Below are 16,502 nucleotides of genomic sequence, written 5' to 3'. Positions count from 1 at the left end.
ATGTAGATAAATATATTAGATTGAACATAACGTTCAATCATTCTATTCTTTCCCTAAGCAATGAACATCTTAATTGGAGGCCTGCAGTGGAACTGACCAAGCGTAACTTTACTGTTCTGTACGAATACCTAAAGAACCCATATGCCAGCCAGCGAGAAGTTGCCGAGCGCACTGGCCTCTCACTTGGATCGGTAAACGCAGCAAATAAAGAGCTTACGAATGAAGGCCTTCTCGAATCGGACAGCCTAACCGACAGCGGTTACGAAGCACTTCACCCCTATAAGGTTGAAAACGCAGTGATATTGGCTGCGGGGCTTTCGAGCCGCTTTGCTCCCATTTCGTATGAAAAGCCCAAAGGCCTTTTAAAGGTACGTGGTGAGATTCTCATCGAACGTCAGATTAGGCAGCTGCAAGACGCAGGTATCAGCAATATCACCGTCGTTGTCGGCTATAAAAAAGAGTATTTCTTCTATCTCGAAAGCAAGTTCGGCGTTTCGATTGTCGTCAACAACGAATATGCATCCAAAAATAACCACGCATCGCTTATGTGCGTAAAAGAGCGGCTTGGCAACACCTATATTTGTTCAAGCGATGATTACCTTCTAAACAATCCGTTTGAAGCATACGTTTGGAAAGCATTTTATTCTGCTCAATATGCTGAAGGCGCCACCAAAGAATGGTGCATTCAAACCGGAGCAATGGACAGAATCACCAATGTTACGATTGGCGGTTCCGATGCTTGGTATATGCTCGGACATGTCTACTTTGATAAAGCCTTCTCGCTTGCATTTAAGCAGATTCTCGAAACGGAATATAACAAGCCCGAAACAACGGACAAGCTTTGGGAAGATCTATATATCGAGCACATCAAGGAGCTCGATATGGTTATCAAGAAGTATCCTGAGGGCGAGATCAACGAATTCGATTCTCTTGATGAACTGCGTGCCTTTGATCCGCATTTTATCGAAAACGTTGACTCCGATATTTTCGATAACATCGAGCAAGTGCTCGGCTGCTCCAAATCAGAGATTCACGACGTTTATCCCCTTAAACAAGGTCTTACGAATCTATCGTGCCACTTTAGAACCAATGACGGAGAGTACGTTTACCGCCATCCGGGAGTCGGGACCGAACTGCTTATTAACAGAAATGGAGAAGTAGCCGCACTTAAAAAGGCCAAGGAACTCGGCCTTGACGACACGTTCATTCATGAGGACCCAAAGCGTGGTTGGAAAATTTCGAAGTTTGTACCCAACGCAAAGCAGCCTGATCCGCATGATGCTGCCCAAATGAATCGAATGATGCAGATGTGTCGTTCGCTTCACGAGAGTGGCGCAAATGTCGAAACCGAATTTGACTTCTACCTCGAAGCGAAGCGCTACGAATCACTTCTTCTGGAAAAAGGTCCCATCGACATTCCAGGCTACAGGGAAATGTCCGCCGAAATCGATGAATTGGAGCGCTTTGTACAGGCCGATAATGCACCAAAATGCCTTTGCCACAATGACTTCTTTTACCTCAATTTCCTTATCGATGAGAACGACAAGTACTATCTCATTGACTGGGAATATGCTGGCATGAGCGATTACGCAAACGATTTTGGAACGTGCAGTGTCTGCTGCGAGCTTTCCGAAGATGAAGTCGACCGCGCGCTTGATGCATATTTTGGGCGCAAGGCAACAAACAACGAAGTTGCGCATAACTATGCGCACATTGCCCTTGCAGGATGGTGCTGGTACCTCTGGTCTCTTCTGAAAGAAGCCGAAGGTGACTTCGTGGGCGAGTGGCTCTATATCTACTTCAATTACGGTGCCAAATACCTTAAAAAGGCACTGGAGATCTATCGGAAAGGTGAGTAACGATGCAATTCGGCTTTTTTAGCGGCCTTCTTTGGGGCCTTGATACAGTAATTCTTGGAATCGGTTTGGCGCTCGCGCCCTATATTGGATCGGCGGAAGCGCTTGCATGCGCCTCCATTGCGGGATCTTTTCTCCATGATGCCTTCTGTGCGATCTGGCTCTTTGGGTACATGGGAGTTCGAGGCAGATTAAAAGACACGCTCGCTGCACTTAAAACTCGTTCTGGCAAGGTCGTCATCGCCGGCGCGCTGCTCGGTGGACCTATCGGAATGACCGGATACGTATTGGCGATTAATAATATCGGAGCAGCCTACACGGCAATTATCTCCGCCTTCTATCCCGCAGTCGGAGCATTCCTTTCGTTCGTGCTGCTGAAGGAGAAAATGGGCAAAGGTCAGATTCTTTCCCTTCTTGTTGCCCTTTGCGGCGTAATGACGATGGGCTATCTATCGGCCGGATCGAGCGAGATTGCAAATGCCCCTCTCGGCTTACTCGGCGCGGTGCTTGCCGTTATTGGATGGGGATCAGAAGCGGTGCTGTGCGCATGGGGAATGAAAGATGATGCCGTTGATGACGAAACGGCTTTGCAAATCCGTGAAACCACAAGTGCGCTTGTTTATGGAGCGCTCGTACTCCCCCTCTTCGGAGCATGGCATTTCACGCTGGGTGCTATCCCGAGCATGCCCACATTGATTATTGCACTCGCCGGACTCGCAGGAACTGCATCCTATCTGTTCTACTACAAGGGCATTGCGGCAATCGGAGCAGCGCGTGCGATGGCCCTGAATATCTCCTATTCGGCATGGTCGGTGGTCTTTGGCCTGATCTTGCTTGGAACAATTCCCGACATGGCATCCGTAATCTGCTGCGTTGTAATTGTATGCGGAACAGTTTTGGCAGCCAGTAACTGGGACGAACTATTTGGACGTAATAAGACGGCGTAGCCAGATTAACAATGTAGCAAAAGGGGAGAGCTCGTCGAGCTCTCCCCTTTTAGCATCATGGCTATTCAATTACCACGGCCTGGCTATCCATCTGTTGCCACGTGCCAAAGAACACCTGGGCATTTCGCGTAACATTGCCGTTAATCGAATCCGAAAGATAGACAATTCCCTGCTCGTCATCATAGCCTTTAAGGACTACGGCATGATTACCGCCCCACAGGCCATAGGAGTGCCCGTTATACCAACGCGCAGCATAACGGCCTCCTGGCCAACTTCCCCACTCGGTATTCCACATCTCAACAGGTTGACCACAGGTCAGTTTGTTCTTAATGGAAGAAATTGACGAGAAAGAGACGTCTTTTGCTTGCTTGCCACTTCCAGCAGCACGCAGAAAGTTGTTACCAGCAATAGTAATCGCAGGGGCGACGCATCCCATGAGACCCCCGCTGCTACGCCTTGGGTTGCCATCAAAAGCGGTAACAAAGTTGCCGTTGCTTCCCTTGGGCAAGTAATAATCCGCAATAATCGTCTTACCTAAACCGAAACCATAGTAGTTAAGCAAGTTTGTAAGGGCAACCGACTCACAGCCAGTAGGAAGTTCCGGGTACTGCGAATAGCACGGGACATCGACCCAAGCGCCAACCATTGCGCCGGATGAACTGAACTTGTAGTCAGTAGAGCCGATCCAATACCAACCGTTGCTCAACATTACTCCCCCACGCGCGGCATCAAGGTAATACCATGTGTCCCCAAGGGAAAGCCATCCCGTTTTCATTGTGCCAGAAGCGGAATCTAGCCAGTACCAGTTGCTGCCATCGTTAAGCCAGCCGGTCGCCATTCGACCATCCGAGTTAAAGTAATACCAAGAGCCAGCTATTTGCTGCCATCCAGTCAGAATTACCCCATTAGCAGAACAATAATATCGAGAACCCTGACTCTCAATCCAGCCCGTTCTAACATTCCCGTCATCGTCAATCAGCTGGATTCCCGAATCAGTCATGATGCCTTTAAGGTCAATTGCACCGCTGGATAACGAATGATACATCCAAGACCCATCACCGTTTGACCAGCAATTAGCCATCATCTTGCCGGAACTATTAAATATGTATTCACACGATCCAATAGTTTGAACGCCCGTTGCCATGGCGTGCGTCGAGGGATCGAGCCAGTACCACGTACCGTTCAGGTTGAGCCAGCCGGAGGCGAGGGCGCCGGAGCCAGTCGCGTAGTACCAGGTCCCGCCGTCGAGCACCCAGCCGGTCGCCATGGCGCCGGAGGCGTTGAACCAGTACGCTGCGCCGTTACACACATGGAGGCCCGTCGCCATGGCACCGCCCGCGTCGGGGTCGAGCCAGTACCAGGAACCGCCGGTGTAAAGCCAGCCGGTCGAGGCGATGCCGTTCGCAAACCAGTACCAGGAGCCGTCGACGAGGCCCCAGCCGTTAAGGGGGCCGCAGCTGCCGAAGTAGCGGCGGACGCCCCGCGCGTCCGTCTGGTAGCCCGTCAGCATGGCCCCCGTCCGGGCGTCGAAGCAGTAGGGCACGCCGCCGACGGATACGGGGCCGCGCGCCAGCGCGCCGGATCCCGTCGCGTAGTACCAGGTCCCGCCGTCGAGCACCCATCCGGTCGCCATGGCGCCGGACGAATTAAACCAGTACAGGGAGCCGTTGCACTCGTGAAAGCCCGTCACCATGGCATGCGTCGAGGGGTCGAGCCAATACCAGGCCCCATTGGTATAGAGCCAGCCAGAATGCAGCGAGACCGGATTAACTGAATCCACATAGAACCAGTTCCCGGCAAACGAATTCCAATCCAGATTACATTTAACGGATTCTTGAGCAGACCCATCATTGATTGAATCGGAAGGATTTAGAGTCGAGGAGACAGATTGCTGCTCAAAATCAGTAGGGATGGAGGAGCTTATGGATTCTGCGTTCGCGATATCAACCACACCGGGCCCAGCGAGCAGTAGAGTTGAAAGAATGATTAGGATTAATGATATTCGCTTTTTCCTTGCCATGCGCAGCCCCCAGTAGTAACCAATTTTTATATGAACATAGTCTACAAATGGATAGCTTAGAGCAATATGTAATTAGAAAAAAGCAATTAAAGAAGAGTTGCTAGCCGAGCCAAGCGCCATTACTAGCAAAAGAGTATTGCACCCCATCGATTTCTTGAACACCCGTAGTCATAGCGTGCGTCGAGGGGTCAAGCCAGTACCAGGCGCCGCCGAGGTAGGCCCAGCCGGAGGCCAGCGCGCCGGAGCCCGTCGCGTAGTACCAGGTTCCGCTGTCAAGCAACCATCCGGTCGCCATCGCTCCGGAGGCGTTGAACCAGTACGCAGAGCCGTTGCATGCGTGCAGGCCCGTTGCCATGGCGCGCGTCGAGGGGTCGAGCCAGTACCACGTACCGTTCAGGTTGAGCCAGCCGGAGGCGAGGGCGCCGGAGCCAGTCGCGTAGTACCAGGTCCCGCCGTCGAGCACCCAGCCGGTCGCCATGGCGCCGGAGGCGTTGAACCAGTACGCTGCGCCGTTACACACATGGAGGCCCGTCGCCATGGCACCGCCCGCGTCGGGGTCGAGCCAGTACCAGGAACCGCCGGTGTAAAGCCAGCCGGTCGAGGCGATGCCGTTCGCAAACCAGTACCAGGAGCCGTCGACGAGGCCCCAGCCGTTAAGGGGGCCGCAGCTGCCGAAGTAGCGGCGGACGCCCCGCGCGTCCGTCTGGTAGCCCGTCAGCATGGCCCCCGTCCGGGCGTCGAAGCAGTAGGGCACGCCGCCGACGGATACGGGGCCGCGCGCCAGCGCGCCGGAGCCCGTCGCGTAGTACCAGGTCCCGCCGTCGAGGACCCACCCGGTCGCCATGGCGCCGGACGAATTAAACCAGTACAGGGAGCCGTTGCACTCGTGAAGGCCGGTAGCCATGGCGCCGCCCGCGTCGGGCTCGAGCCAGTACCACGTGCCACTCTGAAACAACCATCCGGTATAAGCCTTGCCGTTGGAGGCTGCATAATACCAGGTGCTGTCAATTAGTTGCCAATGATAAAGAGAGACATCAACATACGCGTAGTTCATATCAACGTTGCCGTTGATTCCAGGGACTTTTCCGTTGCTCTTATACTGCCAAAAACTGTAATTGCCGGTATAGTCACATTGCGAGTTATATTGAGCAATCCAATGATCCCAAGAGCTACTCTTAAAAACAGAGTCAGTCAAAATGTTGTTAAACCAATTTAAATTTGCATAAATACCAGGCTCATATCCTGCGGCAGAAATCCTATTACAAAAAACCTGCGCCCTCGATGTAATTCCGGTTTGACGTCCATTTGCAATTATCGAGTTATCCTCAAGATCGTAATACACCGGCAATCTTGGATTATGCCCAGAAAGGCAATTGATCACCATTGATGCCTCATCAGCTGCCTGCTGATTATCAAAAGCATATGAATAGATATAGACGCCGTAGGGAATTCCGAGTCGCTCGCACTCAGAAATATTTCGATTAAATTGATAGTCAACTCGACCGCGGAAAGACGGAGCGCCAAACCCAACGCGCAGAATAGCGAAATCGATGCCAGAAGCTTTAACTGCGTCCCAATCAATACGCCCTTGGTGCTCGCTGACGTCAATGCCCTGAGCTGTAACCCCATCGGGAAGAGCGTCCATAGACAATAAAGCTATTCCGTCTTCTTCGGAAGAAGCATCATCTGCGACTAATTGTCCGTCCTCATAACGCCAAGAATTCTCAACCAGAGTCTGAGCAGCCTCTGCATCCGCAGGGCATACAAACATAGAAACGGGCGCAAGGAGCATCAACACCAACAATGCCGAAAACAACTTAAGATGTTTGTTCATGTAAACCTCGTCATTCGCTCTTGATTGCGTCTAGCTTACAGCATGGCTATGAAAGATTTCCGAACATCCAACGGAACAAGACACCATCTAGAAGGAAAATAAATTGCACGCGATGCTGCACTGTAAACAACTGCTCAACAGCAGGGAGGAAACTAGGGTTCAATATCCCAACTCAACCTCCCCAATAGAATAACGGCATCGAATTAGCTCTCAAACCAAATGTCGAAAAAGATGGGGCCCCGGGAAGGCCCCATTACTACTCAAAAATCTAACGAATCAGTATTACTTTCGATGGACCCAAAGCAGTCAAACCGGAGATGCGATTTCCATAACCATCACTATGCCAGAACAAATTTTCGCTCGGCGAATTGCCCCAGAAAAAGCCAATGTGGCTATCGTCCGCATATGGGTTGTAAGGATTGAAGAACACAATGTCCCCCTTACGAGCCAAACCACTACGTAACAACTCATCAATAGAGTTGAAATAAGTCACGTTCGCGCACGTATCGATAGCGTAGCCGTACCAACGATAAGCGTTTACGCAGCCGCCCCTTCCGGGACCTCCACTCCAAGGGGAATGGCTCTGCTCGGCGGCAATGGGAGCTAAATTACCGCCCGCCTTCATATATGCGTGTGATACAAATCCACCGCAGTTCATACCGGTATACCCATCCCAGCGAGGATCTCCCTTTGGATACATGCACGTTTCCTGGCTGAGATGTGTGTCGTAGCGTGTTCCACGGTAATAGCCATCGTTTTCGTGGCTCATAAGCCAATTGACCAGGCTGGACCTATTGACCCCCAAAACAGAACCAGACGTATTCAACCATGCACCGCTTGCATTGAAGTAGTAGTCGACGCCATCGATTTTCAGCCACCCGTTAGCAAACATAGCGCCCGAAGGCTGAAGCCAGTACCACGTGCCGCGGTCATTGAGCCATCCGGTCTTCATCTTGTACGTGGAAGAATCCATCCAATACCACGCACCGTTAACATATTGCCAACCAGACTTAAGGACACCATTGGAAGATGCGTAATACCAAGTATTGCCGCTTTCGTCAGAAGCGTCTTTCGGCATAAACCAACCAGATGCTACATTGACGGCGCCGTTTGCATCCGCATAGAAAACCGCGTCTCCAATATGAATCACACCTGGCAATGAAGACGAGTCGGTACGATCAGCGACTACGGGAGATCCATCAGATGTAGTAGGCAACGGCTCGCTCAGTGCTCCAGACGAATTCGCCCATGCCATACCGTTGCTCAAATTAATCCAGCACGAAGATGCCATCGCACCGGAATCATAAGAAAAATAGCGCGTGCTTCCTACCGCGAATTCACCAGTACGCATTGCGCCGGATACATCATCAAGGTAATACCAGGCGCTTCCGGACTTTATCCATCGTCCTCGTTGAATAGCTCCGCTTGATGCGGCGTAATACCAAGTGCCATCAGCAAGTGCCCAGCCCGTTGCCATGGCACCTGAACTCGTAAGGAAATAGGTGGACGAGCCCACTTGCACAAAGCCCGTGAGCATAATATGGCTTCCTGGATCCAAGTAATACCAAGAATTCCCTAGAAGTAACCAGCCTCCATGCAGTAAGCCGTTGGAGTCAGCGTAATACCAGTTGTTGTCAATAAGTGCCCACTGGGAGGATAGCATGGCCCCTGAACTGTTAAAGATATAAGGGGTGCCATTACATTCTTTCAACCCGGTGGCCATAGAACCGTCTGCATGATCAAGCCAGTACCAACGACCCCCATCTGAGAGCCAGCCTTTTACCATGGCGCCAGAACCGGAGAAATAACGCCAAGCAGAAGTGGAGCCCGTAGAATCTAGGTACCAGCCAACACGCATTGCGCCCGAAGAGGAGAATCCATAAGTCGCACCCCCGACTTGGACCAATCCATCCTGAGCCATTCGGCCTTCGTCGTCGAACCAGTACCAGCTACCGTTTATATGTCTCCAAGAAGAAACAGCAATTGTTCCGTCGGGCAAGCCCCAACGCCAAAAACCAGCCCCCTCTTCGGGCGATATCCACCCCTGATGCCAAATTATTTGATTCGAAACCTCAGAAGAGACCTCATTATCCACCTGAGAGTTCTGCTCAACGGCGAAGGTCGATTCGCGCTGAGCATCAACGCCTGACTCGACAGAAGCAATAGTAACGTTAGATGCGGGACCTTCGTCAGTGTTATTCGAATCAAGGGCGTATAACATCGAGGGCGAACCCAAAAGGAGCCCCAAAGAAACAAGGCCGGAAAAGACCAGCACCCCGAATGAGCATTTCTTCATAGCAGCACGGTATCCAATCACGCAGCGACCCCGTCACCTCAGGGCAACGGGGTCTCAATAAAAACTAACTCAGTAATGTGCTAGCCAATTTGCTGGCAGTTTTTGCACTCTCGTGAAGCACCACGCCTCTGGGCCTCCTGAATAGAGATCTGCGAATAGCCCTTTGCGTCCTTACCAACGGTACGGCACTTATGCGTATGGTAAACATTGCTACCGTTCTTATACCAAACTAGGCCGTAGCCCGGAATCCACTTACCGTCCTCGCCGACATAATAGGAGCCGATCCAGGCATTCGTAGCCATGGCACCGGAAGACTGGAGGTAGTAGTCGCCGACCCAGGAGTCGTGGGCCATAGCGCCGGAACCGCTAAAGTAGTACCAGGCGCCGCCGATCTGACGCCAGCCGGTGGCCATCGCGCCGGAATCGTCGAACCAGTACCAAACTCCACCAACGTTGGCCCAAGAGTTGGAGACCATAGCGCCCGAACCTCCGAGCCAATACCACGTGCCGCCATTGCTGAGCCAGCCGGTTGCCATGGCGCCCGAACCGCTCGCATAGTACCAAGAGCCGCCTGCCAAGAACCAGCCAGTGGCCATTGCACCGGAATCGCCGAACCAGTACCAGGAGCCGCCCAGGCTGCGCCAGCCGTTAGCAACCATGGCGCCCGAACCATCAAGGTAGTACCACGTACTGCCAACGTTGAGCCAGCCGGTGACCATCGCGCCGGAGGCGTTAGCGTAATACCACGTCCCCGAATCGTCGACCCATCCGGTCAACATAACACCGTACTCGTTGAAATAGTACCAAGTTCCACCGATATTTTGCCAACCGGTCAACAACTCGCCGTTGGAAGTCGCATAGAGCCACTTTCCATAAATGGAGTCATAGATCCAGCCGCCATGCTGCATGCGGCCATCGGCGTTGGCGCCAGGGGTGTTCAGGAAGTAGTTCTTACCGTCAATTTGAACTCGGCCGTATGCCATATCATGGCTTTCGGGGTAGAAGTAGTACTTGTCCCCACCGATAGACTGCCAGCCCGAAACTGCGGTCCCGTCAGCGCCAAAATAGTACCAGACGGCTTCGTAATCGTTATGCCACTGGTTCGTGACCATGGCGCCAGTCCTGGGATCGAAATAGCGAAGGTTGCCGTCCTCGCACCGAACGAGTCCGGTCTGCATTAAACCATCTTTGTTGAAATAGTATGTACCTGCGGGACGTGATGTAACTCCAGAAGGATCGGTCCGCGAGGCGCTCTGATCGATAGAGTTTAAGCCTACTAGAAAATCTCTGTGAGCAGTCCCCCCGGCATTGCACTCGACGCTATACCGCGTAAGAGGGCCAGACATCTGTTCATTTTGAGTGCCGTTCCAACCGTCATATCCCCAGTAAGAAATCGGACGGTTATCGCCAACGCATCATTCCGTGGGCTCGTCTACCGAGGCGCTACCCCCTCCAACACCGCCAATAAGACCTGCTTTTGCGGTCAATGGAGCGCAAGTAAGGCAGGCAGTTGCAAATGCGGCCAGACCGAAAGCCTTTAGCCCGCGCCATCTCCTTCGAACGTCTTTCATAGAACATCCTTTCAACGAATCCGGCGGAATCTATATGTTATTTTTAAACTAACAACTGGTGAATTCAAGCGTTTTCAAGTCTGAAACCGAAATATATATTTGACTAGCCCCATTCGCCTCCACATTCAAATATGGCTAGAGCCCCGCTCTCACCCGGGATAAGAAGGCCCGCCCAACAAAACGCTCAGGCAGGCCACAGCAACGAACAGAATGTAGTGACGACGATGGTCTAGCAAGACAACAGACATGGCCGCTCCGATCTACAAATCTCTCTTTCCCAGGATATTCGCGGCCATGCGTTTGCACGCCCGAAGGAGCCCAGACCTAAAAACGTCGTACTCAAACATGAGCCTCCTGCACGCACGGACGCTGGGCGCCTTGTTAGCACGCGCTGCGCGCACCATAGCAGCAACAGAAGGAGCACATCGCGTAAGCGCGGCATCGCTCCCCATAGCGGAACCAGCGAGCACCGTAGATACAGCGTCGAACACTTTGCCGCAGCCCGTACCCAGCAACCTTATTGCATCGTACAGCACCAAATCACACAGGAAGTATGCCAGGTCATCGACATGCTGCGTGTCAAGGCCATCTCGATGCCAGTCGGCCAACACCGCGGTATATATTTTCACATGCTCCAGCAGACGCGTCTCGTCGTCGTAGCGCATGGTGTCCATGAGCGAGCCCTTGCGCGCCACACGGTAGTCGTACAATTTGTTCGATATTAGCGTTGTTTTTCGCGAGCGACCATATATCGCCATTTCGAAAACTTGATCTTCACCATAGCTGATAGATTCATCGAACTGAATAGCGTTATTCGCCAGAAAATCACGTCTGCAGGCAGTCCGCCACACAAAGGGACGCGAATCCTCTTTAAACAATAATTCGAAACTATACCCATGAAAAGAAACGTCCCGAGGACTCAAAACCTGGTTAAGCCACGGATACCCCGCCTCCAGCGGATACGGATTCGCGCCAAAGGTCAAAACGTCGCAATCCTCACGCTCAAAGGCATCAACGATTACGCGGCACGCATCAGGCGTAAACCGGTCGTCGGAATCCAAAAACGCAACGACAGGCGCCGTGGACGCAGCGATGCCTGCATTACGGGCGCTCGACAGGCCGCCGTTCTCCTTATCGACCAGCGTAAAGCGCGCGTCCTTTTCGCAATAAGCAGCCGCAATATCGCGCGAACCGTCCGGCGAGCCATCGTTGACCAGCACGCCTTCCCAATCGGGCATGTCCTGTGCAAGCAGGGAGTCCAGGCACCAGGCCAGGCACTCCTCCACGTTATAGATGGGAACGACAATGGAAATCTTGGGGGTAGCCATAGTCACTCGCTCCTACTGTGCGGCCGGAACGTCGTCAGGGTGCGGGTTGTCGCCGTAGGTGCGCTGATACGTCAGCACGCGCCAGACCAGCGGCAGGCCGCCAATCTTAAAGTAATGCTTAAACGTATTGAGCTTGCCCGGCTTCTTAAAGTCAAAGCGCGAATCGATATAGGCGCGGGGCGACTTGACCATCAGGCGCAAGTCGGTCTCGCCACGCGGATCAAACAGCGACAGGTCAAAGCGACCGGCATCCCAATCGGCCTTGAGCTCGGACGAGGCTTTCTTCCAAAACTGCTCACGCAGTTCATCGACCAGACGCTCATCATTCCAACGGTACGTATCGACCTTCATGCGCATTAAAATGCCCTGGAGCTGAGCCTTGAGCTCGGGACGCTCGTCCAAAAAACGTTGCATCTCGGCATATTCGTCGCACACGCAAAACACCTTGTTAGGCGAATTAACGGAGCTCTTCTCGTTATCCTGGCGATAGCACAAAATGGGGTCCGTAATAAACGCGGCACGCTCGGCGCAAGCCCAAACCTTAAAGTTAAAGCCTGCGTCCTGATACGAGGCGCCCGGCGTGGGAAGGAACCGAATCTGATTGTCGTTGAGGAACTCGCGCCGATAGATAGCCGACCAAATGGAAGGTTTGCGGTAGAAGATGCCCGGGCGATCGACGGGGCGATACGCGGCGCCCGTCATATGCTCGTCGACAATCCCAAACAGCTCACGGCGCTCGCTGGGCGTGGACCAATACAGGTAAAAGTCGCCCTTTACCACATCGGCATGCTCAGCATCGGCCTTGGCGACCAGCTTTTGGAGCGAATCCTCAAACATAAAGTCGTCGGACTCAAGGATGCCCACGTACTCACCGCGCGCCATCTCCAGGCCGCGGTTCATCGAGTCGCCGTAGCCGCTGTTGGCTTTATCGATCATCTTTACACGGGGGTCTCGCTCCATGTACTCGCGGATGATGTCTGGCGAGCTATCGGTGGAGCCGTCGTTGATACAGATGATCTCGATGTCCTTGAGCGTCTGCACAACGGCGGAATCGAGGCACTCGCGTAGGTAGCGCTCAACATTGCAAATGGGGACAAGCAGCGAAACTTTAGGGGTATCAGAGTTCTGCAAGAGAACCTCCTGTTGGATAGCGTGTAACAGGGTTATTTTAGCAGCCGAGTTGCGGCGGGCGGCAGCGCCTGGAATTAGATAAAGCGCTCCAGGCAGGCTTTGAGACCGCGAGTCGAAAGATAGAACAGCGTGGCGTCTGCCATTGAAACGCCCGAGGTCGCCGCAACGAGCTTGTGGGCAACACGTCGAACGGCGCCCTTAGCAGGCATATCCGCCCACTCCGTTCCCAAAAACGTCGTGAGACCCATGTTGACGCGAGCCGCCACGTGATGGAAACCATCGGCATCCAAGCGCGCCAGGTCGAACACAATAAGGTCCAAAAACCAAGTTATCAGCTCGCCGGGGCACAGGTCCAAAAGATCGTAGGCCGCCCAGTCCTCCAAGACCTCCTCGAGCATCCTCATGTGGGCGTCAAGCTTTTTGGCGCGAGCCTCGGCACTGTTGAACTCGTGCGTCGCCGATTCGCTCTCCATCACGTAGTGGTAGAACTTGTCCGGCATGACGACGATCTTGCGGGCAAGCGCATAAGCCGCAAATTGGAAGACGACGTCCTCGCCCAAAGCCAAACCGGGGGCGAAGCGAATGCCTTCGCGATTGAGCAGCTCGCGCGAAAAAGCCGCACGACAGGCATAGGGCTGCGCATTCGAATGGAACAGCAGTTGGGGATCACGGGCGCCGAAGGTACCGGCTTTGGGGCTCATGAGTTGCTGGACGCGTTTGGGGGCAGCATCGGCAGGTTCACAAACACCGCCAAAAACGGCGGCCTCGGCATCTGCAGACTCCATGGCATACAGCACGCGCTCGACCGTCTGGGCATCGATGTAATCGTCGGCGTCCACAAAAAAGACGGTCTCGCCCTCGGCGGCATCGATACCGGCATTTCGAGCACACGAGACGCCCGCGTTTTCCTGGTCAATCACCAGTACGCGATCGTCGGCCTGCGCGACCTGGCGCAACACGTTCAACGAATCATCAGTCGAACCGTCGTTGACGCAGACAACCTGAATCGAACGCTCGGACTGAGCCAACAGCGAATCGAGGCATCGCTGAATGGAGCGCGCAGAGTTATAAACGGGGATGACAATGGTAGCTTTAGGACACGAGGCCTCTCCCATGCCAACCTACCCCCTCAGCGATTCGATGAGGAAGGCGGCGACCACGCCTGGGCCTCCAACCGAGGCGTAATACTTAGCACGCCCCAAGGCACCATCCGTCGCAAAGCTCGGATGCTCGTCAACCCAGCCCTCAGGATCTTTGAGGATGGCAGCGAGGTTCGCGCGCTTCCACGGCTTGAGATCGTCAAGCGAAAACTCCCCCGCGTCCAAGGCCGCCTGAAATTCCTTGGCCATCTGAACCAGGAACTCCTTATAGAACTTAGGCGCCAGGCGCACGTAGTTCCACATATACGAATCGTACTTAATGAGCTGATTGAACTTGAGCATGCGCGCGACGTCATCACTTGCGTGGTCACGGGCATAATCCTCTCGAATCCAACGCTCGATCTCGGCATACTCGGTATTGACGCAAAAGACCTTAGCCGAAGAATTGACCGAGGAATTCTCGTTGTCCTGGCGATACGACAGCACGGCATCGTGCAGGTAAACAGCCTTATCGGCGCACGCGATCACCTTAAAGGCGAATGACGTGTCCTGAAAGGATGCCCCCGGAGTCGGCAGGAACGTAATGCCGTTGCGCTCAAGAAAATCGCGACGGTACACGGCCGACCAAATCGATGGCTTTTGCTTAAAGAACTGCGTCGTATCGCTCGGATGCACTGGCTTGCCACAATCCTGAGGTCTAAACATCTCGTGCAGCGAACGGCGTTCCTCGGGCTTAGACCAGTAGAAATCAAAGTTCGCCTTCGCAAAGTCGGCATTATTGCTATCGGCGGCCGAGACAAGCTTTTCGAGTGCGTCGGACGCCATAAAGTCATCGGACTCCAAGATGCCAACGTACTTGCCACGCGCCATCTCCAGACCGTGGTTCATCGAGTCGCCGTAGCCGCTGTTGGCCTTGTCGATCATCTTGACGCGCCTATCGCGCTCCATATACTCGCGAATAATCGCCGGCGAGTTGTCGGTCGACCCGTCGTTAATGCAGATGATCTCAATATCCTTGAGCGTCTGTGCCAGGGCGGAATCGAGACACTCGCGCAGGTAGCGCTGAACATTGTAAATGGGAATAAGCAGCGACAGAACAGGGCTGCCAGAGACGTTAGTAGACAAATGTGCTCCTTAGGAAATACCTGTCGTTTCATGGTATCAAAGGGTCAGCGCGCCAGCGGGCGTTTATATAATCTATGGAGCCTCTTGCGGGCAAAGTAGCCGCACGTCATGCGGCGGGCCCGTGGCAGGTTCCTGCGTTTTATTCAAAGCTTGCCGTCAAGGTGCGCCGAGCCTTTACAATAGGACAGTCCCAAGGACGTATTCGATAGCTTCCGCGCAGCGCTCGCGCGCCGCGCGTGAAAGGATATATTGCCCCATGCCTTCAACCCTTCCCGCTCCCATCGATAAGCTCGCCATCGTCGTCGTTACGTACAAGCGCCAGGAACTCCTGGCTAACTTGTTCGGCTCCATGACCGAGCTCACGGCAACGCCCTGGCGCATCGTGATTGTAGATAACGAGAATTCGCGCGAGACCGAGGCCATGTGCGCCGCATTCAACGAGCGCCTGGCCAACCTGTGGGGCATCGACACCGAGCAGCCCGACGCGCAGGGCGGAACCGACCGTGTCATCTACGCCCCGCAGCTCGAAAACGGCGGCGGTGCGGGCGGCTTCTCCGCCGGCACTAAATGCGCCTACGACCTGGGTGCCCAGTGGTTCTGGGTCATGGACGACGACGTGCTCGTCATCCCCGAAGGCATCGAGCGCTTGGCCAAATGGACCGACCGCTACGATGTTATCCAGGGTTCGCGCCTAGACTTCGACGGCGGCGCCTTCTTTTGGCAGTACCAGCTCATCCTTTCGCTCGGCATTCCTAACCCCGTCGCCAAGTGGGACTTGGGCCCCGAGGGCTATCGCGCCATGAACCAGCTGTGCTTTGAGGGCGGCATGTTCTCGCGCCGCGTGGTCGACAAGATCGGCCTGCCCGATGCGCGCTTCTTCATCTACGGCGACGATGCCTGCTATGGCTACGTGGCCAGCCAGCACTTCCCCGCCGCCGTTGTTGCCGACGTGGTGCTCAAGCGCGCCCGCGCTGTCTCTAACTGGGACATCGCCGGTAAGCGCCAACTCAACTCCACGAGCGACACCAACCGCTACTACATCATGCGCAACCGCGGTTATCTGGCCCGCTACATGCAGATCTATGGCGACTATCACCCCATGCTGTTCCGTCTGGGCAACGCCGCGACCTTCTGCAAGGAGTTCATTCGCCTGGCCACCGTTGACAAGTGCTTTAAGACCGGTATTCCGGCGCTGCGCCGTGGCATGAAAGACGCCCGCAAGATCGTCAAGGACCCCAACTGGAAGCCCATGCCGCCCCTGAAGGACGCCGAGTAACGGAAGCCGGAAACACCT

11 protein-coding genes and 1 pseudogene are annotated in these 16,502 nt (G+C 54.0%); 3 read left to right on the top strand and 9 right to left on the bottom strand.

What is annotated here, in order from left to right:
- The first annotated feature begins 86 nt into the window (after positions 1 to 86).
- Both DXC99_RS01985 and DXC99_RS01980 read left to right on the top strand, forming a co-directional pair.
- On the top strand, positions 87 to 1,859 hold the full coding sequence (locus DXC99_RS01985) for a phosphotransferase (protein WP_199408842.1): 1,773 nt from the start codon (positions 87 to 89) through the stop codon (positions 1,857 to 1,859).
- Between the two features lie 2 nt (positions 1,860 to 1,861).
- Complete coding sequence (locus tag DXC99_RS01980) at positions 1,862 to 2,803, top strand: DMT family transporter (protein WP_117629118.1); 942 nt, start codon at positions 1,862 to 1,864, stop codon at positions 2,801 to 2,803.
- A gap of 61 nt (positions 2,804 to 2,864) precedes the next feature.
- Here the strand turns inward: DXC99_RS01980 and DXC99_RS01975 are convergent, their stop codons facing one another.
- The 9 genes and pseudogenes from DXC99_RS01975 to DXC99_RS01940 form a co-directional block, all read right to left on the bottom strand.
- Positions 2,865 to 4,823, bottom strand: a complete 1,959-nt coding sequence (locus DXC99_RS01975) for a C39 family peptidase (RefSeq protein WP_117629116.1) — start codon at positions 4,821 to 4,823, stop codon at positions 2,865 to 2,867.
- Positions 4,824 to 4,923: 100 nt separating this feature from the next.
- Positions 4,924 to 5,778, bottom strand: a complete 855-nt coding sequence (locus DXC99_RS10475) for a hypothetical protein (protein ID WP_233505643.1) — start codon at positions 5,776 to 5,778, stop codon at positions 4,924 to 4,926.
- Positions 5,779 to 5,793: 15 nt separating this feature from the next.
- Positions 5,794 to 6,468 (bottom strand): annotated as a pseudogene (locus tag DXC99_RS10605) (glycoside hydrolase family 25 protein); the annotation flags it as partial.
- Positions 6,469 to 6,925: 457 nt separating this feature from the next.
- Positions 6,926 to 8,974 (bottom strand): N-acetylmuramoyl-L-alanine amidase family protein, encoded by a 2,049-nt coding sequence (locus tag DXC99_RS01965; protein ID WP_147329323.1) that lies wholly within the window; start codon positions 8,972 to 8,974, stop codon positions 6,926 to 6,928.
- A gap of 59 nt (positions 8,975 to 9,033) precedes the next feature.
- Entirely contained in the window at positions 9,034 to 10,299 is a 1,266-nt protein-coding gene (locus tag DXC99_RS01960) for a hypothetical protein (RefSeq protein WP_117629113.1), read from the bottom strand.
- A gap of 485 nt (positions 10,300 to 10,784) precedes the next feature.
- Entirely contained in the window at positions 10,785 to 11,852 is a 1,068-nt protein-coding gene (locus DXC99_RS01955; RefSeq protein ID WP_117629112.1) for a glycosyltransferase, read from the bottom strand.
- A 12-nt stretch (positions 11,853 to 11,864) separates the two neighbouring features.
- On the bottom strand, positions 11,865 to 12,983 hold the full coding sequence (locus tag DXC99_RS01950) for a glycosyltransferase family 2 protein (protein ID WP_158551591.1): 1,119 nt from the start codon (positions 12,981 to 12,983) through the stop codon (positions 11,865 to 11,867).
- Between the two features lie 74 nt (positions 12,984 to 13,057).
- Positions 13,058 to 14,098: a glycosyltransferase gene (locus DXC99_RS01945; RefSeq protein ID WP_117629110.1), complete on the bottom strand. Its 1,041-nt coding sequence runs from the start codon at positions 14,096 to 14,098 to the stop codon at positions 13,058 to 13,060.
- A 6-nt stretch (positions 14,099 to 14,104) separates the two neighbouring features.
- Positions 14,105 to 15,208, bottom strand: a complete 1,104-nt coding sequence (locus tag DXC99_RS01940) for a glycosyltransferase (protein ID WP_117629109.1) — start codon at positions 15,206 to 15,208, stop codon at positions 14,105 to 14,107.
- Positions 15,209 to 15,464: 256 nt separating this feature from the next.
- Between DXC99_RS01940 and DXC99_RS01935 the strand changes: the two genes are divergently transcribed.
- Positions 15,465 to 16,484 (top strand): glycosyltransferase, encoded by a 1,020-nt coding sequence (locus DXC99_RS01935; protein WP_117629108.1) that lies wholly within the window; start codon positions 15,465 to 15,467, stop codon positions 16,482 to 16,484.
- Positions 16,485 to 16,502: the final 18 nt, after the last annotated feature.

The organism is Collinsella sp. TF10-11AT, from assembly GCF_003437565.1.
Lineage (GTDB): Bacteria > Actinomycetota > Coriobacteriia > Coriobacteriales > Coriobacteriaceae > Collinsella.
The sequence above is the reverse complement of the archived record's forward strand: the minus strand, read 5'-3'. Positions and strand labels throughout refer to the sequence as shown.